Origin of the sequence: Polyangium jinanense (assembly GCF_028435265.1) — a bacterium.
Taxonomy (GTDB): Bacteria; Myxococcota_A; Polyangia; order Polyangiales; family Polyangiaceae; genus Polyangium; species Polyangium jinanense.
Map to the genome: position 1 here is coordinate 36718 of NZ_JAGTJK010000038.1, position 22363 is coordinate 59080.

Below are 22363 nucleotides of genomic sequence, written 5' to 3' on the forward strand. Positions count from 1 at the left end.
AGAGATCAATCCAGCTCGATCAGATTATGCACCGGGAGCGGGCCGCCTGGAAATTGTTGTAACTTCCCGCCCATCGAAAGGCCGCCGAGGTCGAGCGTCGCGAAGCCGGCCTTCTCGAAGAGGCCACGCACCTCTGCCTTCGCCGCCTCGTCATCCCCGGACATGAAGAGCACCCGGCGACCTCCGGCCTGCCTGGGATCCGCCGCGAGCACGGCGGCGCGCAGCGTATTGGCGGCCTTGACCACGCGCGCGCCCGGGGCGAGCGACGCCACGACCTCGCTCGACGTGCGCCCGCCAAGATCGGCCAGGCGGAAACCGGGCTGAAGGACGGGGTTCGTCGCGTCGACCAGAATGCGATCCTTCCAGGCCGGCAGCCCGGACAGCGCCTCGGGCACTTGCTCCCACGGCACCGAGAGCATCACGAGATCCGTGGCCGCGGCTTCCTGTCGCGTGCCCGCCCGCGCACGGGGGCCGAGCTCGGCGACCAGCCCCGAGAGCGACTCCGGGCCGCGGCTATTGCTCACGAGCACCTCGTGTCCGGTGCTGGCCATGTGGCCTGCCAGGGCCTTCCCGATGCTGCCCGCGCCAATGATGCCAATCTTCACGACGACCTCCAGGTCCGTTTCTCCGGGATGTTCCGACTCACTTCTCCGGGGGTGTGGCGAGGAGCTGCTGCTCCCACGTGAAGCTCGTGCCGACGTTGCCCATGTGCTCGACCAGGAGCTTTGCAATGCCGGGAACCGTGGCCGTGCGAGCCCAATCACGCTGCAGTTCGGACGCGAACACCGTCCAGGTGAGGGGCACGGCGCCGGCCTGGATCATGCGCTGAATGGCCACCTCGTGCGCCTCGACGGACACGCCGCCCGAGGCGTCGGTCACGATGTAGACCTCGTAGCCCTCGCCGAGCGCGTGAATGACCGGAAACGCGAGGCAGATCTCGGTCCACAGCGCGGCCATGACGATCTTCTTCTTGCCGGTCTTCTTCACCCATTCGACGACGCGCGCGTCCTCCCAGGTATTGATGAAGGTTCGGTTGATGGGCTTTTGCTCGGGGAAGACGGCCTGGAGCTGCGGGAGGAGGTATCCGCCGCGCTCCTCGATGACCGTGGTCAAGAGCGTCGGTACGCCGAACAGCTTCGCGGCCTTGGCCAGCCCCACGACGTTGTTGATGATCGTCTGGGTATCGTGGCTACGCAGGCCGGCGAATTGGAAGGGCTGGTGATCGATGAGGATCAGCGCGCAGTTGTCGGACGTGAGCAGGGCTCCGAGGCCAGCCTTCGGGTTCTGGGGGGCGTTCATGTCGATCTCCACGGCAGTAGGGGTTCGAGAGCTCGTGGACCCGGCGCCGGGGGGCGGCGGGTCGCTGTTCGAGGCGGATGATGCAGGCGGGAGTCCTCTCCCAGTAGAGGGGACTTTGCGGAATCTGTTTCAACAAGATATTTAAAGTGTGCCTGACTCGCAGTAGCATCGGGGGTCGATGGAGACGCTGATCACGCTGGAGTCGTTCGTCCGCAGCGCGCAGGCCTCGAGCTTCTCGGCGGCCGCGCGCCGATTGGGGCTATCGCCCGCCGCCGTCAGTCAAAACGTCGCGCGGCTCGAGACGAAGCTCGGCGTGCGTCTGTTCCAGCGCAGCACCCGAGGGCTGACGCTGACCGAGGCGGGCGAGCGCTTCCTGCGCGAGGTCACGGACGGCCTCGACACGCTCCAGGCAGCCCTCGCCAACGTGTCCCTGGCCGCCGGCCAGCCGTCCGGCGTCCTCAAGGTCAGCATGTCCCCCGGACTCGGGCGCGGCTATCTCGTGCCCATGCTGAAGGATTTTCTCGCGCGGTATCCGGGTATCGTTCCGGACTGGCATCTCGACAACCGTCCGGTGGACCTCATCAACGAGGGTTTCGACGCGGCGATTGGCGGCGGATTCGAGCTTCCCTCGGGTTTGGCTGCGCGCGAGCTCGCCAGGGCGCACATCATTGCGGTGGCTTCCCCCTCTTATCTGGCCGGTCGCACACCACCCCGGGAGCCCGCGGACCTCCGCCACCATGACGGCATCCTCTTGCGTCCACCTGGAACCGGGCGCATCCGCGCATGGCTCTTGCGCAATCCCGCCGGCGAGCAGGTCTTCGCCGAGATTCCGCCGCGCATCATTCTCAGCGACCCGGACGCGCTCGTCCAGTGCGCCTTGATGGGCTTCGGCATCACCTTCGTCACGGTGATGGATGTGCTGCCGTATTTGCGGAACGGAACCCTCGTGCGGGTCCTTTCGGCGTGGCACGCCGACATTGGTCCGCTTTCGCTCTATTACGCCGGGCAAAGGCAGCTCCCGGCGAAGACGCGCGTGTTCGTGGATTACGTGGTCGACGCGTTCCGGCGGCAGGAGCTGGCCAAACAGTTTTCGGCCGTCTGAAGGGCGCGCGTGGGATACGCGGGGCGGCCCTTGCGCGAGGGCCGCCCCGGTCCTGTTCAGGCCGCGCGCCGTGGACGACGGCGCAGGGCGATCAGCGCCGCGCCGAGGACGAGCACGAGGCCCGAGCGCGTATCTCCGGTCGAGCCGACGGTACGGCAGCCGCAAGCGCCGCTGTCCTCGCCCGCCGTGCCAGCGCCGGTCCCGCCGCCGCCCGCGCCGCCTTCACCACCGGCGCCACCGGCGCCACCGGCGCCACCGGCGCCACCCGCGCCACCAGCGCCACCAGCACCGCCAGCACCGCCAGCGCCGCCCGCGCCACCCGCACCGCCAGCACCGCCCGCGCCGCCAGCGCCGCCAGCGCCGCCAGCGCCGCCGACTCCCATCGACTCGATCTGGCAGTCGGACGCGCAGCCGTCGTCAGAGCCGGTGTTCCCGTCGTCGCATTCCTCGACGCCGTCCTGCACGAACCCGTCGCCGCACTTGGCCCACACGCAGGTATTGAGGCAGGCGTCGGCATTCGACACGTTGCCATCGTCGCACGTCTCGACGCCCGTGTGCATCTGGCCGTCGCCGCACTTGGCCATCTTGCAGGTGTTCGTGCATGCGTCGGTGTTCGACGCATTCGCGTCGTCGCACTCCTCGCCCGCTTGCACGACGCCGTCGCCGCAGCCCGGCAGGCTGCAATTGTTCCGGCAGGCATCGTTGTCGATCTGGTTGCCGTCGTCGCACGCCTCGACGCCGTCCTGCAGGAAGCCGTCGCCGCACGCCGCATTCTTGCAGGTCACGAGGCACGCGTCCGTGTTCGATGCATTGCCGTCATCGCAGGCCTCGACGCCCATCTGCACGAAGCCGTCGCCGCACGCCGCATTCTTGCAGGTCGTGGTGCAGGCGTCCGCGTTCGACGCATTGGCATCGTCGCACTCCTCGACGCCCGCTTGCACGAAGCCGTCGCCGCAGCCCGACGTCTTGCACGTCGTGAGGCACCCGTCCGTGTTCGACGCGTTCCCGTCGTCGCACTCCTCGGCGCCGTTCACCATGCCGTCGCCGCAATAGAAGGGAGGCACGAATTCGTACGCGCCCATGTCGACCGCGGGGCCATTGGCGCCGTCCCCGTCCATCGGCCGCACATTGCCGTCGAGGTCCGTGAGGGGGGCGCCCACCGACGTGCCCTTGTCGATGCACGGGCTGCCCATGGCCAGGTGCAGGTCCGCCGGCGCGTTCACGAAGCCCGGATTCTGCGAAATGCAGCCCGTTCCTGGTACCACGTTATCGTAGTTCTCTTCGGTGCCCAGGACGTTCGTGTACGTGACGGTGGCCGTCGTCGTGCCCGTCGCGTTGTCCCGGTAGATGCCCGACGTGGTCCCGATGATGATGCTGTTCTTGACGTTCACGATCGCCGTCGCATTCGCAGCCGCCCTCAGGGTCACGCCGAACGCGCCTGGACCGTGGACCGTCGTGTTCGTCACGTTGAGCGTGCCGGTCGCGGTGTTCGTGGCGTTGAGGCTGATGTTATCCCAGTTGTTGCGGAAGAGCCCGTTCTCGATCGTCATCGTGGCGGTGCCGCTCTCCGGGCGGAAATCAACGCCATCCCACTCGTTGTCGCTCACGGTCAGGCCCGAGAAGGTGGGGGATGCATTGCCTTTCACGGTGATCCCGTACTCGTTGCTCTTGGTCGTGAAATTCTTGATGAGCGGCGCCCCCGCGTCGAGAAGCAGGCCGTAAAACGACGAATCGGTCGTGACGTTCAAAAGCCCGAGCACGTCGCCCGCGGCGCTCGAATGGATCGCATGGTACCCGTGCCGCACGTTCACGTACGTCAGCGTCGCCGCCGTCGCGCCCGAGAGCACCCGCACGCCATACCAGTTCTGCGCTGCCGCCACGAGGGCGCGCAGCGTGATGGGCGCGGCCGCCGTCCCGATGGCTTCCAGCGTCCCCCGCACCCGGATCTCGCCGCGCTCCGTGTCCGTGCCCGCCTTCATGATGTCGCCGTTCGAGAAGTTCACCACCACGCCCGGCTCGATCGAGAGCTTCCGGCCCGGCGGCACCGTGATGTCCCCCGCGACGGTATACGGCGAGCCTGCCAAGGTCAGCGTCGTATCGGTCCAGAGCGTCCCGTGATACCCCGGCGTCGCGTCATTCACGTACGGCAGCGCCCCGATATCCTGGCCCGCGTCCCCCGCGAACCTCGACGGCGAATTCGACGTGATCCGCAGGTCCGACAGCGGATTCACGTACAGCGGGTTCTCCGAAAAGCACCCCGGGCCGGGGGTCACATTCGAATAGTTCGTCGTGTTGTCCCAGACGTTCGAATACGTGACGTTCACCGTCGCCGCGCCGCCCGCCCCGTAGATGCCGGTGGTGTTGTCCGTCACGTTCGAGTTCTTGAGGTTCACCGTCGTCGATGCGCCCGAAGACGTGGAGACGGACACGCCGCGGTTCTGCTCGTGGATCGTGGCGCCCGTGATGTTCACCGTCGAGATGGCGTTCGACTCCGCCGACAGGTCGAGCCCGTAAAAGCTATTCCGGACCACGCAGTTGTTGATGGTGTTCACCGCGGCCACGCCCGTCGTCAAGATCCTGATGCCGCGGTTGGTATTGTTATTGATCGTGCAGCCGTTGATCGTCGCTGCGGCGGACTCCGCGATGTCGATGCCGACCGAGCCGCCGGAGACGCTCACGTTCGTGAGCGTCGGCGTGCCGGCGAGGAGGTAGAAGCCATACGTGGTGGCGGTGATCGTGGTATCGGAGACGGCGAGACCCATGCCCGCCGCGCTCGAGGTGATGCCTTGCCTCGCATGAGCGATCGACGCGCCGGAGATGGTGACGGCGCTCGCCGCACCGGCGCGGATGCCAAACCACGTGCCCACGGCCGACCCGCTCTGGGCCATGAACTGCACGGGGGTCGCCGCCGTGCCATTGACGTTGAGTTGCCCCTGCACGATCAGCTCGATGCGGGCCGTGTCGGTGCCGCCGGATTGCCCGTCGCTGCTCGCGAACCGCACGACGGTGCCGGCTTCGATGGTCAACGAGGCGCCGCTCGGCACCGTGACGTCCCCCTGGACGTTGTAGGGGCTGCCCGCAGCGGTCCAGGTCTGGGTGGCGATGGTGCCGCCGGCGATGGTCGTCGCGGCAACCGCTTCGCGTGGGAAAACCAGCGCGACAGTAAGCGCAAGGGCGAGCGCCATGCAATGCAGGGCGCTCGCAAAGGAACGAGGCGACATGATTCGAGGCCCTCCGAGAGGTCTTTGGTTCATGCTCAGCTACCCCGGGCGTCAGCGTGCTCACGGCGCCTCACGGCATCGTCAGCACAGGCCCAGCGTCCGGGAGATGCTCGGCGCGTCCCTGGGTCGCAGTTTTTTTTCGGGGGCCTCGATCTCGCCCGCGGAGGGGGACGGAGCGGAGGAGTAGGGCGGGAATTTTTCGATGGTCCGGGCGCAGCCGTCAGCAGGTCACCTCGAACAGGTGCCCGTTCGCGTCCACGAAGTAGACCCGGCCCGCGCCGCCGAGGGGATCCTCGGTCTTTCCGTTGCGTGGATCGTCCGGCTCGTTGCCGAACGGCAAGCCGCGCGCTTCGAGCCGCTTCACGACCTCGGCGAACCGATGCGCGTCGACCCGAAAGGCAATGTGCTCCGGGTTCACGATCGTCGCCGCATTGAACAGCAGGAACGCCCCGTGCTCCAGGTCGATGCGGTACATGTCATCGTCGGCGCCGTCGACGGTCGGCTCGGGCGCGCCCAGGATCGCGGCCAGGTCTCTGGCCGACGTCTGCGCATCGTGGGCGGCGAGGCCGATGTGATCGATTTTGAGCATTTCAAACCTCCTCGGTCAGCGCACGTCGTTCGGAGTCATGGTCGGGCGAACGTTTTACCACCGAGTCCGGCGTGTGGGGGTGCCTTGGGGCCGCCTCGCCGGGGCGCCGCCCCGGACCCCCGCGGGGGCTATTCGCCCCTCGACCCGAACCAGGGCAAGCCCTGGACCTTTTGTGGGAGAACTGCGCGGTGCGCAGTTCTCCCAGCAGGCCGGTGCAAGACCAGGGACGGCGTTGCCAGTCACGGCGGTCTTGGTTGGCAGGGCCTTCCCTGGTCTTGACCTGGCCTGTTCGATGAACTGCGCATCGCGCAGTTCATCGACCCCGGGTCCAGCGCTTGCGCTGGTCCGGGTGCAGGGGCGGATAGCCCCTGCTGGGGCCTGGGGCAACGCCCCAGCGCAGCGGCATCAGGATGCCTCTGCCTCACGGCGACGGCGGCACGCTCTTCAAGAACGCGACGAGTGCGCTCCGGTAGATGTCGAACGTCTCCACTTGGGGGAGGTGCCCGGCTTCTTCGATCTCGACGAGCTTCGAGCCTGGGATTGCGCGCTGTGCGGCGCGCCCGAGTTCGGGATAGTTTCCGAGGGAGGACGCGAGTTCCTTTGGCGCCCAGGCTTTGCCGAGTGCGGTGCGATCTCGCTGGCCGATGATGAGCAGCGTGGGCACGCGGATGCGCGGGAATTCGTATACCACGGGCTGCGTGAAGATCATTTCGAACGTTGCTGCCGAGCACCATGCGACTGTTCGGTAGTCAGGGGCGCGCGTGAAGCCTGCGATCGGCTCGAGGAGCTTGTCGTAGCTCGGCTCCCATGCGCCCGCGAAGTAGCTCGTCCGCATGTATTCGCGGATCTTCTCGGGCGTCTGCTCGAATTCGTCCGCGAAGGCCTGCCCGACGGGCTTGTATGGCACCACGGTCTTCCAGTCCTCGAGACCGATCGGGTTCACGAGTGCGAGGCCTGCCGTCGCTGCCGGGAACATGAGCGCGTATCGCGTGGCGAGCATGCCGCCCATCGAATGGCCGACGACGAATGCGCGAGGCACGCCGATGGATTCGAGCAGCGCGTGCGTGTTCCTTGCGAGCTCCTGGAAGATGAATGGATAATCGGCTGGCTTCGAGGACTTGCCGAATCCGATTTGATCGGGGGCCACGACACGGTATCCCTCGTCGAGCAGCGCTCGCATCGTGGGCTCCCAGTACGCGGAGACGAAGTTTTTGCCGTGCAGGAGCACCACCGTGGAGCCGTTGGGACGAGCGGGGCTCACGTCCATGTAGCGCATCGCGAGCCAGCGCCCGCGGTACGCCACGGGGAAGGTCTTCACCTCGAACGGGTAGGCGTAGCCCGAGAGCTCTGCGTCGAACGTCTGGCCGGGAGCGGCCGGCTTCGCCGGCGACGAACCACGCGAGCTCGCGGCCGATGCAAGTTGCGAAAGGGAGAGCGCCGCGGCCGGCTGACAAGCGGCCATCACGAGCGCGACGCCCGCGAGGGCCGCACGACGAAACGGGTCGATCATCGGGGCGAGTCTATCACAGGAGCGCTTCTATCTCGGGTACACCGGGTCGATGATGGACGCGCGAAAGGCGTGCGAGCGCGTCCAGGCTTCGACCCGCCCGCGGTGAGGCCAGGTCGAATCAGGTGTCGGAAGCCGGCGCGGGCGGCTGCGCCGGGGTGGCCGTATCCTCGGCCTCGGGGAGCCCGGCGCGGCGGCGGGCGGTGGGTCGCACGCGATCGGCGAGCGCGGGCCGCCGGGCCAGCGTGAAGAGGCCTGCCAGCGTATCCGCGACGCCGGGATACACGCTTCCCCAGCGAGCCATGTGCTCGTCTTTTGCGTTTTGCGTGAGCTGCGCCTCGCGCTTCTCGCGCTCGACGTCCTGGAGGGCTGTGCGGAGTGCGGCCGCGGCGATTGCGAGGTCGTCGGCGGCGGCGAGCGGGGTGAGCGTCAGGCTCTTGATCTTGGGCTGCTCGGTCAGCGGGCGCTCGCGCAGGAGTTTTTCGGCTTGGCCGGCGAGGCCGAGGAGGTGCTGCGGATCCTCGGGGAGGGCGCTGCTGAGGCCATACGCGTCGGCGACGGCGGGGCCATAGCTGCGGGTCACGATCTCGCGCAGGGAGGAATAAACATTTTTCAGCTCGGCGCCGCGCTCGTCGCGTGCGGTGCGATAGCCATCGTCGTCGGCGAGCTCGGCGGCGTGGGCGCGATCGGCCGCTTCGAGCGATTCGACGTAACGGCCGAGCGTATCACCGATGGCCGCGATGAAATCGGCGACGGTGACCTTTTCGGGTGCGCCCTTGGGAAAGAGGAGCGCTTCGAGCTCCGCGGCGGCGTCCGGGCCGTGCACGGTGGCCGCGCTCTGCACGGCGCGGGCGATGGCTGCACGATCGGCAACCATCTTGGAGACTTTGCTCATGGTACCTCCTTGTCGAAGGTGGCCGGTGTAACACGGGAGGGGTAGGCAGGGGAACAGGTTTCAGAATGAAAGAGGAGGGGGGGCGTACGTTTGGGGAGCGGGGGGGCGCCGGGGGAAGGCGCGCCGGGCGAGCCGGGACGTGGGTTTCAGGCGGGGAAGGGCGCGGCAGGGGGCAAGGGAGGGGAGGTGTCGTCGGTGAGGCGCGGAGGGGGCGGGAGGGGATGGGGGTTCGGGTTTGGTGGAGGCGTGCTGGCGGCGACGGCGGAGGGGTCGCGGGTTGGGAGGGGCGGGGCGGAGCGCTCGCGGAGGGGATGTCACGGTGGTATAGCCGGGACGGCTGTTCGGGGAGCCGTCTGTGCCGGCCCCCGGCGCGGTCCGGCGTCCTGCGACGTTGGCTTGGCCGAAGCCGAGGCATGCCGACAGAATGATCCTGTGGAAGGAAGGTCCTCATGCCGCCCAGCCGAGTGAACGCCGCGTGGCTTCAGCCGATCAGCACGGATCCTGGGCTGCTCGTGAACCGCGAGGAGGAGCTCGACGACCTCGTGCGGCGGCTCGACGAGCTCCGCGAGGCGCAGCTCCGCGACGCGCACTTCCTGATCACGGGAGCGCGGGGCGTTGGGAAATCGATCTTCACGCGGGCGGCGCTGGCTCGCTTCGAGCAGAAGTTCCCCGACCATGCCGTCTGCCTCACGGTGGACAGTCGCGGCCTTCGTTACAGGCCCTTCCTGAACCGGTTCGCGAACGCGCTCGTCGAGGGGATCAAGCCGCGCGCGGAGAGGTTCAAGCGCCTGGGTATCGCCCGCGTCCTCGAGCAGCTCGCGCTCTTCGCGAACCATAGCCAGATCAACCGCACGCAGACGGATACGATCAGTCGGCGGTACGGCGCCGACGCGACGCTCGGCGCGGATCTGCTGCTCAAGCTCCAGAGCAAGCTCACCTGGGAAGAGACACGGAGCGTCGGGCAGACGGTCCAGCTCTCGTTGACGGTGACCGACGAGCTGCTCCACGCGGCGATCACGGCGACCCTGGAGCGCCTCGCCGAGGACGATTCGCGCTGGATGGTCGTCGTCTTCTTCGACGACCTCGACCAGGCGCTCCCCACGGACCACGAGGAGGACGTGGCGATGCTCTTCCGCCACGTCCTCGATCTTCGGCCCTGCATCTCCCTCGTGCACTTCCGGACGGAGGCCCTCGTGGAGAACGTCGCTCGGGAGGCGACCGAGAAGATCGACCTGAAGCCGCTCACGTCCGAGGTGCTCTTCGAGCTCGTTCGCCGGCGGCTCGAAGCGGCGACCGAGACGGTGAGAAAGCAGTTTCCGCTGGACACCGACTGGTCCGCCGTCCACCGCCTCGCCGCTTGCACCGGTAACCCCCTGGTTTTCCTCAAGTGGGTGCACGGCCTCATGCGCTCGCAGCTTTGGCCGCCGCTCGAGAGCTGGAAGGATCCCGGGAACCTCGCCCGCCTCGTCTTCACCGCGGATCCCTTCAATGGCGCGGACCCGGAGCTCGTGCGCCGTCTGGCCGAGACCGTGGATCGCTGCGATGGAGGGCGGCCTCAGGCGACGCTCCTGCGAGAGGACCTCCTCCGCGGGTGTGCCAAGACGGACCCAGGAAAGGCGCCCGGCCTGACGGAGCAGGAGACCGACGACCTCGTGAAGCTCCAGGTGCTGCTCCCGAAGCACCGCTTCCAGCCGACCTTGGGGTACCGCATGCAGCCGGTGCTCGATCTGCTGCGCCCGAGCGTGCGCGACAAGCTCTGAGTCCGAGACATGCGCGCTCTGCACCTTATCGGCCTGCGGACGGCCACTGGCAAGAAGGTCCGTCTCTACCCCGCTGACACCTTTCCGCTCTTTTTGCCGTCGTGGCTCGTCGAGAGTGATCGCGAGATTCTGCTCGCGTTCTACCAGCAGATTCTCGCCGAGGACACACTGCGCCGCGTCGAGGTCGAGTGGTATCGCAGCATCGTCGACGCGGACCGCGAGTATCTGCGCAACCTCCGCGAGCGCCACGGATCCGACGAATACCTCGTCGTCGTGAAGGTGCGGCGCCCTGACGTCGATCTGAACGACGTCCTCGCGCAGCCGGAGCTCCAGGGTTTTCAGCATGTGGCCATTGCGAGCGACTTTCCCGTGGCCAATGAGAGCCTGGGGAAGCTCGGCGAGATCACGCGTCTCGTGCAGACGACGGCGGAGGAGATCTACGAGGAGATGGTCCGCGAGCTTGGGCTGCGCTCGGATGGGATCGAGCTCGTGGAGCCTCTCGTCCAGACGCTGCTCAATCCGATCCTCGTCATCGAGACGTACAACGCGTTGCTCGATGTCCATGCGGAGAACGTGGCGAGCGAAAACCAGCGGGATGCCATCTACCGGCGTATTCTCGGCCGGCTTCTCGACACCATGCCGGGAGGCGAAGTTGTGGGCCTGGTTGTCTTGGCGCTGCGCGGAGAGAACGGGTTCGCCGCGGCTATTGAAGAGCCCGAGCGCACGAACGTACTCGCGTCGCTCCGCGGCCGGATGCTTGTGCGCGACCGGCAGATCATCCGCTGGGCAAGGTTCCTGTCGGAGGAGTTCGTGCGTGAGCTGCTGCGCGAGCGCGTTCAGCGGCTCGCGTACCCGAAGGCAAGGCCGGCCCGTGGCGCACGACGCGTCATGAAGTGGCTAGATCTGGCGGCCCAGCCCGTCGCGGAGGATCGCTTGCGTGCCGATGTCTCCGCGATCTTCGGATGGCTCAACGAAGGGCAGCTCGGCCGAGCACGCACGGAGCTCCAAGCGCTGGAAAGCCGCCTCGACGAACCGGGCTTGACGATGCTGACCCGGACCTACTACTGGCTCGCCGTGGCGCGCATGCTTGAGCTGGAAGGACGGTGGGCTGACGCCGAGCCGGTCTTCCGCGAGGCGCTCCGGCTTCAAGAAGAGGCAGGTGTCGATGCGGCCCTTCGCGGCGTCACCCTTGGCGCGCTCGCGCGGAGCCTGCGCGACAGTGGTCGATGGTCCGGGGCCGAGCCCCTCTTCCGCGAGGCGCTCCGGCTCCAAGGAGAGGGAGGAGCCACCGCCATCACGCGCGGCATCATCCTCCACGAGTTCGCGTGCGGCCTGCGCGACAATGGTCGCTGGACCGAGGCCGAGCCGCTCTTCCGCGAGACGCTCCGGCTTAAAGAAAAGGGAGGTGATACCGCCACCAGCCGTGGCAGCACCCTGCACCACCTCGCGCGCGGTCTGCGCGACAACGGACGCTGGGTCGAAGCAGAGCCGATGTTCCAGGAAGCGTTGCGACTGAAGCGAGAAGGCGCGGCCTCGCCAAAGAGCCAGGCGATGACGCTCCGCGCGTACGCCCGGGGGCTCCGAGCACACGGTCGGCACGAAGAAGCCGCCCAGTTCGAAGCGGAGGCCGACCTCCTCGACGAAGCTGGAACGCGTGTCGTCGAGACCTCAGCCCAAGCGACAGCGCGCGACGCGGCGGGGTCCGACGAGTCCGGCGGCGATTAGCTGCCGCCCGCCGACGCTCGTAGACCGGCCAATTTCTCCTGACACACCCGCTCCACCACGGCCGCGAGCGCCCGCACCCGCTCGCCCAGGGTGGCGAGTTCCTCCGCCGTGACGCGATAACTCTTGTCGTACCGCGCGTCGATGTATGCGCGTCGGAGGAGCTCGAAGAGATGCTTGTCCTCGGGCGTCGTCCGCGGAAGCGCCCCGCGCAAATCCGGGTGCAGCGGCGCGACCTCGTCGTCGAGCTCCTCCAGGTTGTGGGACTTCCGCTTGTACCCCGTGTACACGAGGCTCACGGCCACGTAGAGCCGCTCTGCGGCCTGGTGGAGCAGAAAGGCCGCGTGCGCATTGAGCCCGTTGCCGCAGAAAAACTCGAAGCCTTTCAAGAATCCCGTGGCGCTCTCGAACCAATACGAAAAATTCCGCTCCGCCCTCTCGGCTCGCTCCTTGGGCGTCGCCTCTTTGGGCTTCGTGAGCGCGTGGCGCCGCGAATCGTACAGGAGTACGCCCTCGTTCCGGATGTCACCGAAGAAGTAGTTCCCAGCGCGGATCTCGCGATTCACGTACTTGATGTCGTGGGCGATCAACGTGATCGGCGCCTCGCCCGACACCTCCCGCGCCTTCGTCCCGAGCTCGGACCAGAGTGCCGTGTCCTCGGCGAGCTTCGGGCTCTCCACGATCGCGAGCAGGTCGTAATCGCTGAAGTAGCCGTGCTCCGGATCCTCCACCCAGTCGCCGCGGGCGTGGCTGCCGAAGAGGATCAGCATGTCGAGCGGCGCCCCGGCCCGAAGGATCTCGGTGATCGCGCGGAGCTCCTCCTGCTTGCGAGCGGGCAGGTGGTCGAGCGAGGTCTTCATGGAGCTCCGAGGGGCGCGAGGTGCGGCAAGCTTTGCCGGGTTCGTCCCGGAAACGCAAGCTCCACGGCGCTCCCCGCCGACGTCTTTGCGTGCTTGACCTCTCTCGCCAGTTTCTCCAAGCTCGCCGGCCCATGACCTGGCGCCGTGCCCTCGTTCCCCTCCACGTGCTCGTCACGCTCTCCGCGGGCGCCTTCGGTTGCGCTTCGGGCGCGCCCGCGCCTCAGCCATCGGGCGCGCCCGCGCCTCAGCCATCGGGCGGGCCTGTCGCCTCTGCATCCGCCGAAGAGCCTGTCGTCTCTGCATCCGTCGAAGAGGAAGATTGGGCGCGCGCGGATACGCCGGTGCCGCCCGAAAAGGGCTGCCCCGCCGCGCCGCCCACGGAGAAGGGCGCCTGCGGTTCCGCCGCTCGGCTCTGTACGTATGCCTCGTCCCTGGGGTGCGGGGACGTATACGATTGCCACCTCGGGAAGTGGGTGGCTTCACGCTTGCCGTGCACGGACGCGCATCGGGACGGCGCTTGCGCCCCGGAGCCGAAGCGGGACCACCCTCCGAAGACGCCGATCGAGAAAAGCCCTATTTGCCTCTATTCCGGGCCCACGGCGTGCAGCTACCACGTCGACGCGCCGCCGCAGCCGTGCAGCGGCGTGCCCCGGGAGGCGCCGCCGCTCAAGTTCGTGTGGCGCTGCGAAAAATTGACCTCCGGCGGATGTGGAGCTGGTTTCGCCGAAGGCGAGCGCTGCGCGCCCGAAGGCGCGTCCTGCGGGACGACCTGCTGCGGGACGAGCGCGGTTTGCTCGGGTGGGAAGTGGCACGTCACAGAGCACGGCTGCCCGCCGCAAGCGCCCGGAGGGCGCTAGATGGTCTAGCAGCCTGTGGACTTATCTGCTGCGCGCCCCGAATCGTTGGTCGACATCGCTCGAAATCCTTCAGGATTCCTCGCTCCGTCGCCCTAGCTTCGGGGCGCTCGCGACGATAATTCCACAGGCTGCTAGAGCCGCACGACCTTCGACTTGTCCCCCTCGACCTTCCGGAGCGCATCCCGCGTATCGACCACGAGCTTCGCCTCTTTGAGAAGCCGCCCATAATCGACCGACGCGTGATCCGTCACGATCACCACCGCATCGTATTCGCCATACGCCACGGTGCTCGGCTCCGACCGCATCACGATGCCACCTTCATCGCATTCGGGCACGTACGGATCGTGATACCGCACCTCGGCCCCGAGCTCCTGCAGCTGATGAATGATGTCGAACGCCGGCGACTCGCGGTAATCGGCCACGTCGCGCTTGTACGCGACCCCGCTCACCAGGATCTTCGATCCATTCGCCGCCTTCCGCTCCCCATTGAGCGCCTGCTGCACGAGGTGCACCACGTATTCGGGCATCGCGCTGTTGATCGTGTCGGCGAGCTCGATGAACCGCGCCTGATACTTCAACGTCCGCATCCGCCACGACAGATACAGCGGGTCGATCGGGATGCAATGCCCGCCGAGGCCCGGGCCCGGGAAGAAGGGCATGAAGCCGAACGGTTTTGTGGCTGCCGCCCGGATGACCTCCCAGACGTCGATGCCGAGCTTCCGGCTCATCAGCGCGACCTCGTTCACGAGGCCGATGTTCACCGCGCGGAACGTGTTCTCGAGCAGCTTTACCATCTCGGCCGCGTCCGTGCTCGAAACCGGCACCACCGTCTCGATGATCTTGCTGTAGAGCGCCATCGCGACTTCGAGGCAGCCAGGCGTCGCGCCGCCGAGCACCTTCGGCGTGTTGCGCGTGCCGTACGTCTTGTTGCCCGGATCCACGCGCTCGGGGCTGAACGCGATGAAGACGTCCTTGCCGAGCTCGTACTTGCCCGCCGTGAGCTTCGGGACCAGGACCTCGCGCGTCGTGCCGGGGTACGTCGTCGACTCCAGCACGATCAGCATGTTCGGGTGCTGGTGCTCCGCGATCTCCTCGCTCGCCGACAGGATGAAGCGCATGTCGGGGTCTTTGGTCTTGTTGAGCGGCGTCGGGACGCAGACCACGATCGCGTCGGCCGAGCCGAGGATGTCGGGGTCGGTCGTGGCGCGCAGCCGGCCCGCCGCGACGTGCGGCGCGAGCGCCGAGGACGGGATGTCCCCGATGTACGACTCGCCGAGGCCGAGCAACCGAACCTTCTCGCGATCCTTGTCGTAGCCGGTGACGGAGAAGCCGGCCTGGGCGAACTCCACGACGAGCGGCAGCCCGACGTAGCCGATGCCCACGACGACGATGTGCGCGCTACGATCCTCGATCTTCTTGAGAAGCTCCTGCACGATGCGTGTCCCTTTCACGAGTCGACCCGGCCTTCCAGGATGGAAAGCGGTCCTTCAATCAGCATGTCGCGTGCCTCCGCCGCGCCGAGCGCCCGGTGGAGGTGGTCGATGCCCGCGGCGACGTCCTCGACGTCCCGCGGGCCATGGGCGTCGCTGCACGCCGCGTAGTAGTACCCGTCTTCCAAGAGCGCCTCCGCGCACTTGCGCGTCGCCCGGCCGTACTTGCCAACGAGCGAGGCGACGTCGAGCAGAAGGACGACGCCGCCGTCGAGCAGCGGATCGAGCACGGTGCGGTCGTCCCAGACGGGCTCGTACCGCTCGGGGTGCGCGAGGACGGGGCGGAGCTTTTTCTTGCGGCGGAGGTCGGCGAAGCGGGACGCGAGGCGCGCGGGGAAGGCGCGCGGGGAGAGCTCGACCAGGACGGCGCGTTCGCCGGGGTAGGGGAGCGCTTCGCCGCGCATGAGGCGCTCGTAGACGACGTCGTCGAAGAAGTGCTCCGAGGAGAGCGCGAGCTCGGGCAAGCCGGGCGCGTCCGCGAGGGCCTTGCGCGTGGCCTCGTAGGCGCGCGCGAGGTCGCTCTTCGTGTTGTCGAACATCCCGGGGCGCATGTGCGGCGTGGCGACGACCTTGCCGAACCCCGCGCCCGCGAGGCCTGTGAGCAGGGCGCGGCTGTCCGCGACGGTCCGGACGCCGTCGTCGATGCCGACCACCCAGTGGCAGTGCAGGTCGATGTAACCCGTCATCACGCGCCGCGCGAACCTAGCAGTTTTTCAGCGGGGTGCGCGGCCTTCGGCGCGCCGCCGCGGACGGCGTGGCGAGGAGGTCGGGTTTTTACAGGGCGCGTGTGATGATCTTGGCGATGTCGAGATCCCTGAGGCAGCCGTCGGAGCCCTTGCCGAACACACACGCGAGGGTGACGACGCCGTCCTTCAGGCCGACGGAAGCGGCGCCCTCTTTCAGGTTCGTGACGACGATGCGCTGCACGCCCTCGCGGACGGCCTCCTTGCCGAGGTCGTCGACGCAGATGACCCGGAAGGCGTTGGCGAGCAGGCGGACGCCGAGGTGCTGGACGTTCTTCAGCGCGGCCTCGTCGGTCTCGAAGGTCGGCCAGTCGACATCCACGACGACGGGCGCGCCAGCGGCCTCCTGGATGTCTTTTTGCTCGCCCGGAAGCCAGGACTCCTTCGCTTCCTTGATGAGCCGTTTCTCGATGAGTCCCATGGAAAACTGCCTCCGTTCCAACGCGTGACGATCACGCCGGGGGTGGAGCATACAGGAACGGGATCTCGCCGGAAAGTGGACCCCGCGGGCGCGTCCGGGCGAGCATTTGCGGCGAAGGAGGTTCTCTCTTGTCGAGGATGGATCCCAACGAGGCCCCGCCGCCGTCGCTCGGAGCCGAGCGCCGCAGGCGGAGGAGCGACGACCCAATCACGGCGCTGCACTACCAGCTTTCGGTCGCGCGCAGCGAGGGGAAGCTCGAGGCCCTCGTGCTCGTCGACGATCGGGGCTGCCTCGTCGCAGGCGCCGGCTCGTGGCCCGTGTGCGAGGAGCTCGCCGCCTACGCGCCCCTGCTCGCCGAGCCAGGCCTGCCCACGACCGCAGCCGTCGGCACGCGGATCGCCGATCTCTCGCGCGAGGTCCTCGTGAGCACACTGCCGCTCGGCGCGGCCGAGGCGCTGCTCGCGGTTCGTGGGGGCGGAGACGATCGGTCGGCGTTCGTCGCCCGCGCGGCCGCAGGGTGCCGGCGGATCTTGCGGGCGGCCTGAGCTGGGGGGCGCCCGCTCCCGCTCCCGCTCGCGCGAGCCTTCAGGTCATCGGCGCAATTCTTCTTCGCTCGGCTTGGTGAGACGAACGTGGTGGGCATTGTTGGCCACCACGGGGCGAAGGATTGGTCCCCCCGATGTCGATGGTCGACCAACAACCGGTCATGTGAACCACAACCCCAGCGTGTAGATCGGAAAGGTGTGTCCTACCCTATCCGAAGAGACTTGCGCGCTTGCCTTGGGTGTTGCAATAGGGACCGTCAAGAAACCGCCTGCTCCTGCTCGGGGCATTCGCCACGCTTGCTCGCATAGCGCCACGCTTGCTCGAGCATAGCGCCATGCTTGCTCGAGTAGCGCCGCGCTCGCTCGAGTAGCGCAATGCTTGCTCAAGCGTAGCCGGAGGGGAAGACGCTTCGTCGGCCGCGCTCGGTGGGGCCCTGTCCGAGGCCCCGCAAAGGCGAGCCGAGCTCGGGGGGACCGAGCGCCAAAGGAGAAGTGTCCTCCCCCTCTGGGGGCCAATTCAAAATCAGGCGCAATGGTGCCGGCCATGACCTCCCACCTCCCATATCGATTGTCGTGGGGACGCGCGCGGCGATTGGCGCCGCTGTCAACGGCCCGTCGCTTCCATTCCCTCGAGGCTCGCGATCGCAGGCAATAAGGCCCTGAATCTGCTCCGGACGTCATTCCAACGAGGCGGCATAAAGCGTGCTAATGTGCTGATGAGGCTTGGCACGAAAAGCCGGGCCGGGGAGGACCACGAAGGTAACGCGGGGCCAGGAGCGCAAGAGCGAATGAATCATAACCTGAAGCCCGCTCGAGCTCATTGCAGACGCGATGAGGAGCGGCTCGAGGTTTTACCGCAACGATACAGGAGCACTTATGAGGACGATAGCTTCGAAGTTGAGTGTACTGGTCATGGTGTGCGGCATGGCGCTGGGGTGCTCTTCCGAGCCGACACCGGGCAACAACATTGATGACACCAATACCAACGCGACGAACCAAGCCATCGTCGAGGGGCAGGTAAAGGACGTCGGCGCAGACTACACCGAGCTCGGTTTCGGCGGTAAGGGCACGCTCGCGAAGACAGCAGAGGTGGTCATCTCCAAGATTACCGCCGACGGGAAACTCGAGGCGATCGCCGAGGCGACGGTCGACGCGGCCGGCAAGTACTCCGCGGAGGTCCCGGTGGGCGCCGAGCTGCTCATCGTGCAGGCCGTCACCGCGTCGGGCGAGGTGCTCGCCTCCTCGTTCCTCGAGGCGGCGGCGGATACCAAGGGCGAGATCGTGACCGCGGCGCCTCTCACGATCGAGAGTTCGGTCGAGGCCGCGGTGGCCATCGCCCTCGCCGCCAAAGGCAACCTCGAGGCTCTGGTCGCGGCGCAGCTCCACGCGTTCGTCAACGGGGACCTGGCCGCGGAGCTCGTCGCTCAGATCCAGGCGGGCCTCAGCGCCGAGGCGGCGATCAGCGCGATGGCCGAGGCCACGCTGGCGGCGGAGAAGGCGCAGCTCCAGGCGTTCGCGAACGCGGGCATCGACATCACGGCGGAGGCGATGGCGGAAATCACGTACCACGCCGCCGCAGCCCTGAACGCGGCGCTGGACGCCGGGGCGTCGGCCGCCGAGGCGGCGGCGGAGTTCCAGGCGGAGCTCCAGGCCGCCCTGGAGGCCAAGCTCGGGATCTCGGCGGAGCTCTACGCGCAGGCGCAGGCGGCGGCGAGCATGGTGTTTCAGGCCACGCTCAGTGTGGCGCTCGAGGCGAGCGCGAACGTCGATGCGCTCCTCTTCGCGACCGTCCACGCGGCCGCGGAGGTGGAGGCGCAGGCGACCGCGCAGGCGGTGCTCACGCTGGTGGAGCTGAGCGGCGCAGCGCAGGCCACGATCGACATGTTCGTCGGGATCTGCACGAAGTTCACGGCCGACGTGGCCGCGGCGGCCGACGTGGAGGCGATCGTCAAGGCGAAGGCCGATTTCTTGGCGAAGCTCAACGGCACCGCGCAGGTCGAGGGCGCGCTCGCGGCCCTGATCTCCACGAAGGCCGAGGCGCAGGCGGCGCTGCTCGCGACCGTCGAAGCCGTGCTCGTCGCGAGCGCGACGCTCGACCTGGATCTGAAGGCGGCGCTCGAGGCGTACGTGGTGGCCGCCGCCAAGGGCGCGGGGTCCGCGGAGGCCACCGCCGCGATGGAGGCCGTGATCAAGGCGTTCGCGAAGTTCGACGCCGCGGTCGATGCGCTCGCGCCGGCCCTCGACGCGGCCGTGGCCACCGCCTCCGAGGCGGAGGTCGTGACCCAGGTTCTCGCTACGGCGGAGGCCTCGCTCCAGAAGCCGTGAGCTGAAACCGGCTGTCGCTGACCTGGACGGGGACCCGATGACCGGGTCCCCATCCTTGGTCGTCCCTCACCGCGCTGAAGAACGCCGACGCCGCGCCCGCCGCGGCTGGGTGCCCATCCGGACGTCGGTAAGCGCTGCACGAGCCCGCTCTACCCCTCTTCGTCGATGATCGTTCCCCCTGCGTCCGTGACGTGGACCCCATCATGATCAACCAAATTCAACAGGATCCGCGGGGTTGACGACCCCGGGTCAGGACGACCGGAACCCTATCCGCACCCGCACACCCGCTCTCGCTCCCGCACCCGCTCCCGCTTCCGCCCCCATCGTGCTAAAGGGCCGGCCGTGGCAGCCTCGGAAACAAGTTCGTCCACGCCCGGCGGGCTCGGCAAGCTCCTCGATTCCCGGCGGGTTCTCCTCGTCGTCGGTTGCGGCGGGGTCGGCAAGACGACCACGACGGCTGCCCTCGGCCTCGCCGCGGCGCGCCGAGGCAAGCGCGTCCTCTGCCTGACGATCGACCCGGCGCGGCGGCTCTCGCAGAGCCTCGGCATCGAGGAGATGAAGACCGAGGCGCAGACGATCGATCCAGCCCTCTTCGCGCAAGCCGGCGTGCCCGTCACGGGGTCGATGACCGTGATGATGCTGGACACGAAGAGCACGTTCGACTCGCTCGTCATGGAGCTCGCGCCCTCCGCCGAGCAGCGCGATCGCATCCTGAACAACGTGCTCTACAAGTACATCTCCACGTCGCTCGCCGGTACCCAGGAGTACATGGCGATGGAGAAGCTCTACGCGACGAAGGGCGATCCGAGCTACGACCTCATCCTGCTCGACACGCCGCCGACGCCGAACGCGCTCGACTTCCTCGACGCGCCGGAGCGGCTCGTCGGCGCGATCGACAGCGCCGCGACGCGGTGGCTCGTGCAGGCCGTGCAGAGCTCGGGGAAGTTCTCGCTCAACGTGCTCGCGAAGAGCGCGGCCGCGATCGTGCGCGGCATCGGCAAGGTGTCGGGCAGCGGGTTTCTGGAGCAGATGGCGGCGTTCATCGCGGAGATCAACTCGGTTTTCGGCGGGTGGAGGAAGCGCGCGGACGCGGTGAGCGCAGCGCTGCGTGGGCCCGATGTGGCGTACGTGCTCGTGACGACGCCGGACCCGCTCGCGGTGCGCGAGGTGATGTTCTTCGCGGATCGGCTGCGCGAGCAGGACATGCGGCGCGACGCGTTCGTGGTGAACCGCGTGCATCCGACGTACGGGCGCGTGCCGGACGCGGCGGAGGTGGAGGGGGCGCTCGCGCGGAGTGCGATCTCGCTCGGGCCGGATGCTCCGACGCGGCTCCGGCGCGCGGCGGAGGACGAGAGCCGCATGGGCAAGCTCGACGCGCTGCATCTCGTGGGGCTCGAGGCGGCGCTGGAGGACGAGGCGTCAGGCGGAAGCTTGCTCGCGCACGTGCCGGCGTTCCCGTACGACATCCACGATCTGGAGCGGCTCTCGCGGATCGCCGAGGTCCTCGCACCGTAGGGCACGACCCTCATCCCCGTTCCGCCCAGCGCGTCCTCGTGGCATGGTCGGGGTATGGAGCGAGACGGCAAGGCAGCCGGGGGGTTGTTCCGTTTGCGTACGCGATGGGCGTTTCTTTCGTTGTTCGGCGCGCCGCTCGTGCTCGCGTGGATCTCGGGCGCGGCCGGGTGCACCGAGGAGACGGCTCTCGAGCCGCGCCCTGGCTTCCCCGGCGATAGCTGCACGAAGACCGACGATTGCGCGGTGCCGCTGCGCTGCATCGGCCTCGTCTGCGTCGAGCCGGGCGGATCGGGGGACGGCGGCGTCGTCGAGCCGGACGGCGGCTTCGGCCCCGGCCCCGGGCCGAGCGCCGCCGACGGGCCCTGGAGCCAGTGCGACGAGTGCCTGGAGGGGGCGTGCGGGCAGGCCGAGAAGGCGTGCGGGCCCGAGTGCCGCAGCATCGAGGCGTGCATCGAGACCTTGTGCGCGAACTTGAGCGCCACAGGATCGCCGGACGAAGGCGCGTGCTTGGTGTACTGCCAGGACCGCTTTCCCGGCGGGAAAGCGCAGCACCTCGCGGTCGTGAACTGCGCGCAGGACGTGATGTGCTCGCCGCCCTGTGCGTTTTACCCGCAGGACTACGATCTCTGCCGGACGTTCATGAACAACGGCGATTGCACGGGCTACATGAAGGCGTGCGACGCCGATGCGCGGTGCACGACGTACCGCGATTGCGTGAAGTTCTGCGGGACGATCGCGGACTGCACCGCCTGCGACGACGCGGCGGACGCGACCGAGGGGCGGAAGCTGCTCGAAGCCTACGAGCAGTGCGTCGCGGGAGAATGCCTCACGGAGTCGTGGATCAAGTGAGCGGGGAGGGGGCCGAGGGGCCCCCTCTCGCCGTGTTGGTTCAGGGGCAGTTCGGGTTCGCGGCCTCGACGACGGCGCAGTACTCGGGCGCGCCGTCGCTCATGCAGATCGTCTTGCACGTCTGGCAGAAGACGCAGGAGTCGAGGGCCTCGAACTTGTTGAGGGCCGCCTGGGGCGTGGCGAGGTCCTGCGCACACTTGATCGTGCAGCAGCCGCCGTCGCCGCTGAGCGGGCAGTTGTCGTAGGAGCAGTCGGCGAGGGCCTTGCAGTCCGCATCGGCGGTACAGGCGTCCGCGAGCGCCTTGCACTCGTTCACGTACGCGCCCGTGGTGTTGCTCGTGCAGTCGCTGCAGACCGAGTAGCTGCCGCTGCCGCCGCTGCCGGATGAGCTCGAGGAACCGCCACCAGCGCCGCCCGAGCCGCCGCTGCCCGAGGAGCTCGACGACCCGCCGCCGGCGCCGCCCGCGCCGCCGGTGCCCGAGGAGCTCGAGGACGAACCATTGCCCGAGCCGCCCGAGCCGCCTGAGCCGCCCGTGTCGTCACTGCACCCCACCACGGTCACGAACAAAGAGCCGAGCGCCGCGAGCCCGAGCGCATACAAACCAAGCCTCATCGTCTGTCTCCCTTTCCAAGCGTGAGCCACGCGCCGTTCGCGCGCTGGAA

General features: G+C 68.0%; 19 protein-coding genes. 8 read left to right on the forward strand and 11 right to left on the reverse strand.

Going from position 1 to position 22363, the window contains the following annotated elements:
* Positions 1-5: 5 nt before the first annotated feature.
* Together KEG38_RS39955 and KEG38_RS39960 are read right to left on the reverse strand one after the other, a co-directional pair.
* Positions 6-605 carry an NADPH-dependent F420 reductase gene (locus KEG38_RS39955; RefSeq protein ID WP_272425718.1) on the reverse strand — a complete coding sequence of 200 codons (600 nt, stop codon included), beginning with the start codon at positions 603-605 and terminating at the stop codon, positions 6-8.
* A gap of 37 nt (positions 606-642) precedes the next feature.
* The gene (locus KEG38_RS39960; protein ID WP_272425719.1) at positions 643-1299 is read right to left on the reverse strand and encodes a hydrolase; all 657 of its coding nucleotides are present in this window, start codon (positions 1297-1299) and stop codon (positions 643-645) included.
* A 178-nt stretch (positions 1300-1477) separates the two neighbouring features.
* Between KEG38_RS39960 and KEG38_RS39965 the strand changes: the two genes are divergently transcribed.
* Entirely contained in the window at positions 1478-2401 is a 924-nt protein-coding gene (locus KEG38_RS39965; RefSeq protein ID WP_272425720.1) for a LysR family transcriptional regulator, read from the forward strand.
* Positions 2402-2457: 56 nt separating this feature from the next.
* Here KEG38_RS39965 and KEG38_RS39970 read toward each other — a convergent pair whose 3' ends face one another.
* The 4 genes from KEG38_RS39970 to KEG38_RS39985 form a co-directional block, all read right to left on the reverse strand.
* Positions 2458-5622 (reverse strand): DUF4215 domain-containing protein, encoded by a 3165-nt coding sequence (locus tag KEG38_RS39970; protein ID WP_272425721.1) that lies wholly within the window; start codon positions 5620-5622, stop codon positions 2458-2460.
* A gap of 220 nt (positions 5623-5842) precedes the next feature.
* Positions 5843-6211, reverse strand: coding sequence for a VOC family protein (locus KEG38_RS39975; RefSeq protein WP_272425722.1), 369 nt, complete (start codon positions 6209-6211; stop codon positions 5843-5845).
* A 421-nt stretch (positions 6212-6632) separates the two neighbouring features.
* The gene (locus KEG38_RS39980) at positions 6633-7721 is read right to left on the reverse strand and encodes an alpha/beta fold hydrolase (protein ID WP_272425723.1); all 1089 of its coding nucleotides are present in this window, start codon (positions 7719-7721) and stop codon (positions 6633-6635) included.
* 118 nt (positions 7722-7839) lie between these two features.
* Complete coding sequence (locus KEG38_RS39985) at positions 7840-8613, reverse strand: hypothetical protein (protein WP_272425724.1); 774 nt, start codon at positions 8611-8613, stop codon at positions 7840-7842.
* A 449-nt stretch (positions 8614-9062) separates the two neighbouring features.
* On the opposite strand from KEG38_RS39985, the gene KEG38_RS39990 reads away from it, so the two are divergent.
* Positions 9063-10373 (forward strand): AAA family ATPase, encoded by a 1311-nt coding sequence (locus KEG38_RS39990; protein ID WP_272425725.1) that lies wholly within the window; start codon positions 9063-9065, stop codon positions 10371-10373.
* A 9-nt stretch (positions 10374-10382) separates the two neighbouring features.
* The gene (locus KEG38_RS39995; protein ID WP_272425726.1) at positions 10383-12098 is read left to right on the forward strand and encodes a tetratricopeptide repeat protein; all 1716 of its coding nucleotides are present in this window, start codon (positions 10383-10385) and stop codon (positions 12096-12098) included.
* Here the strand turns inward: KEG38_RS39995 and KEG38_RS40000 are convergent.
* Positions 12095-12955: a HEPN domain-containing protein gene (locus tag KEG38_RS40000; RefSeq protein WP_272425727.1), complete on the reverse strand. Its 861-nt coding sequence runs from the start codon at positions 12953-12955 to the stop codon at positions 12095-12097. The genes KEG38_RS39995 and KEG38_RS40000 overlap by 4 nt on opposite strands.
* Positions 12956-13086: 131 nt before the next feature.
* On the opposite strand from KEG38_RS40000, the gene KEG38_RS40005 reads away from it, so the two are divergent.
* A complete protein-coding gene (locus tag KEG38_RS40005) occupies positions 13087-13812 on the forward strand; it encodes a hypothetical protein (RefSeq protein WP_272425728.1) in 726 nt (241 codons plus the stop codon).
* 131 nt (positions 13813-13943) lie between these two features.
* On the opposite strand, the gene KEG38_RS40010 is transcribed toward KEG38_RS40005, so the two are convergent.
* The 3 genes from KEG38_RS40010 to KEG38_RS40020 form a co-directional block, all read right to left on the reverse strand.
* Positions 13944-15263, reverse strand: coding sequence for a nucleotide sugar dehydrogenase (locus tag KEG38_RS40010; protein ID WP_272425729.1), 1320 nt, complete (start codon positions 15261-15263; stop codon positions 13944-13946).
* On the reverse strand, positions 15260-15988 hold the full coding sequence (locus KEG38_RS40015) for a tyrosine-protein phosphatase (RefSeq protein WP_272425766.1): 729 nt from the start codon (positions 15986-15988) through the stop codon (positions 15260-15262). Before KEG38_RS40015 ends, KEG38_RS40010 begins: the two co-directional genes overlap by 4 nt.
* An 88-nt stretch (positions 15989-16076) precedes the next feature.
* Positions 16077-16466 carry a hypothetical protein gene (locus KEG38_RS40020; protein ID WP_272425730.1) on the reverse strand — a complete coding sequence of 130 codons (390 nt, stop codon included), beginning with the start codon at positions 16464-16466 and terminating at the stop codon, positions 16077-16079.
* 137 nt (positions 16467-16603) lie between these two features.
* On the opposite strand from KEG38_RS40020, the gene KEG38_RS40025 reads away from it, so the two are divergent.
* From KEG38_RS40025 to KEG38_RS40040, 4 genes are all read left to right on the forward strand, one after another.
* Positions 16604-17011 carry a hypothetical protein gene (locus KEG38_RS40025; RefSeq protein ID WP_272425767.1) on the forward strand — a complete coding sequence of 136 codons (408 nt, stop codon included), beginning with the start codon at positions 16604-16606 and terminating at the stop codon, positions 17009-17011.
* Positions 17012-17842: 831 nt separating this feature from the next.
* Positions 17843-19336, forward strand: a complete 1494-nt coding sequence (locus tag KEG38_RS40030) for a hypothetical protein (protein ID WP_272425731.1) — start codon at positions 17843-17845, stop codon at positions 19334-19336.
* 342 nt (positions 19337-19678) lie between these two features.
* Positions 19679-20851 (forward strand): ArsA family ATPase, encoded by a 1173-nt coding sequence (locus KEG38_RS40035; RefSeq protein WP_272425732.1) that lies wholly within the window; start codon positions 19679-19681, stop codon positions 20849-20851.
* A 93-nt stretch (positions 20852-20944) separates the two neighbouring features.
* Positions 20945-21700, forward strand: coding sequence for a hypothetical protein (locus tag KEG38_RS40040; RefSeq protein WP_272425733.1), 756 nt, complete (start codon positions 20945-20947; stop codon positions 21698-21700).
* A gap of 40 nt (positions 21701-21740) precedes the next feature.
* On the opposite strand, the gene KEG38_RS40045 is transcribed toward KEG38_RS40040, so the two are convergent.
* Positions 21741-22313 carry a hypothetical protein gene (locus tag KEG38_RS40045; RefSeq protein ID WP_272425734.1) on the reverse strand — a complete coding sequence of 191 codons (573 nt, stop codon included), beginning with the start codon at positions 22311-22313 and terminating at the stop codon, positions 21741-21743.
* Between the last annotated feature and the right edge of the window lie 50 nt (positions 22314-22363).

Coding starts and splice junctions, on each gene's coding strand:
- KEG38_RS39960 (WP_272425719.1), bottom strand. CDS start 1,299: ATGAACGCCCCCCAGAACCCGAAGGCTGGCCTCGGAGCCCTGCTCACG.
- KEG38_RS39965 (WP_272425720.1), top strand. CDS start 1,478: ATGGAGACGCTGATCACGCTGGAGTCGTTCGTCCGCAGCGCGCAGGCC.
- KEG38_RS39970 (WP_272425721.1), bottom strand. CDS start 5,622: ATGTCGCCTCGTTCCTTTGCGAGCGCCCTGCATTGCATGGCGCTCGCC.
- KEG38_RS39975 (WP_272425722.1), bottom strand. CDS start 6,211: ATGCTCAAAATCGATCACATCGGCCTCGCCGCCCACGATGCGCAGACG.
- KEG38_RS39980 (WP_272425723.1), bottom strand. CDS start 7,721: ATGATCGACCCGTTTCGTCGTGCGGCCCTCGCGGGCGTCGCGCTCGTG.
- KEG38_RS39985 (WP_272425724.1), bottom strand. CDS start 8,613: ATGAGCAAAGTCTCCAAGATGGTTGCCGATCGTGCAGCCATCGCCCGC.
- KEG38_RS39990 (WP_272425725.1), top strand. CDS start 9,063: ATGCCGCCCAGCCGAGTGAACGCCGCGTGGCTTCAGCCGATCAGCACG.
- KEG38_RS39995 (WP_272425726.1), top strand. CDS start 10,383: ATGCGCGCTCTGCACCTTATCGGCCTGCGGACGGCCACTGGCAAGAAG.
- KEG38_RS40000 (WP_272425727.1), bottom strand. CDS start 12,955: ATGAAGACCTCGCTCGACCACCTGCCCGCTCGCAAGCAGGAGGAGCTC.
- KEG38_RS40005 (WP_272425728.1), top strand. CDS start 13,087: ATGACCTGGCGCCGTGCCCTCGTTCCCCTCCACGTGCTCGTCACGCTC.
- KEG38_RS40015 (WP_272425766.1), bottom strand. CDS start 15,988: ATGACGGGTTACATCGACCTGCACTGCCACTGGGTGGTCGGCATCGAC.
- KEG38_RS40020 (WP_272425730.1), bottom strand. CDS start 16,466: ATGGGACTCATCGAGAAACGGCTCATCAAGGAAGCGAAGGAGTCCTGG.
- KEG38_RS40025 (WP_272425767.1), top strand. CDS start 16,604: ATGGATCCCAACGAGGCCCCGCCGCCGTCGCTCGGAGCCGAGCGCCGC.
- KEG38_RS40030 (WP_272425731.1), top strand. CDS start 17,843: ATGAGGAGCGGCTCGAGGTTTTACCGCAACGATACAGGAGCACTTATG.
- KEG38_RS40045 (WP_272425734.1), bottom strand. CDS start 22,313: ATGAGGCTTGGTTTGTATGCGCTCGGGCTCGCGGCGCTCGGCTCTTTG.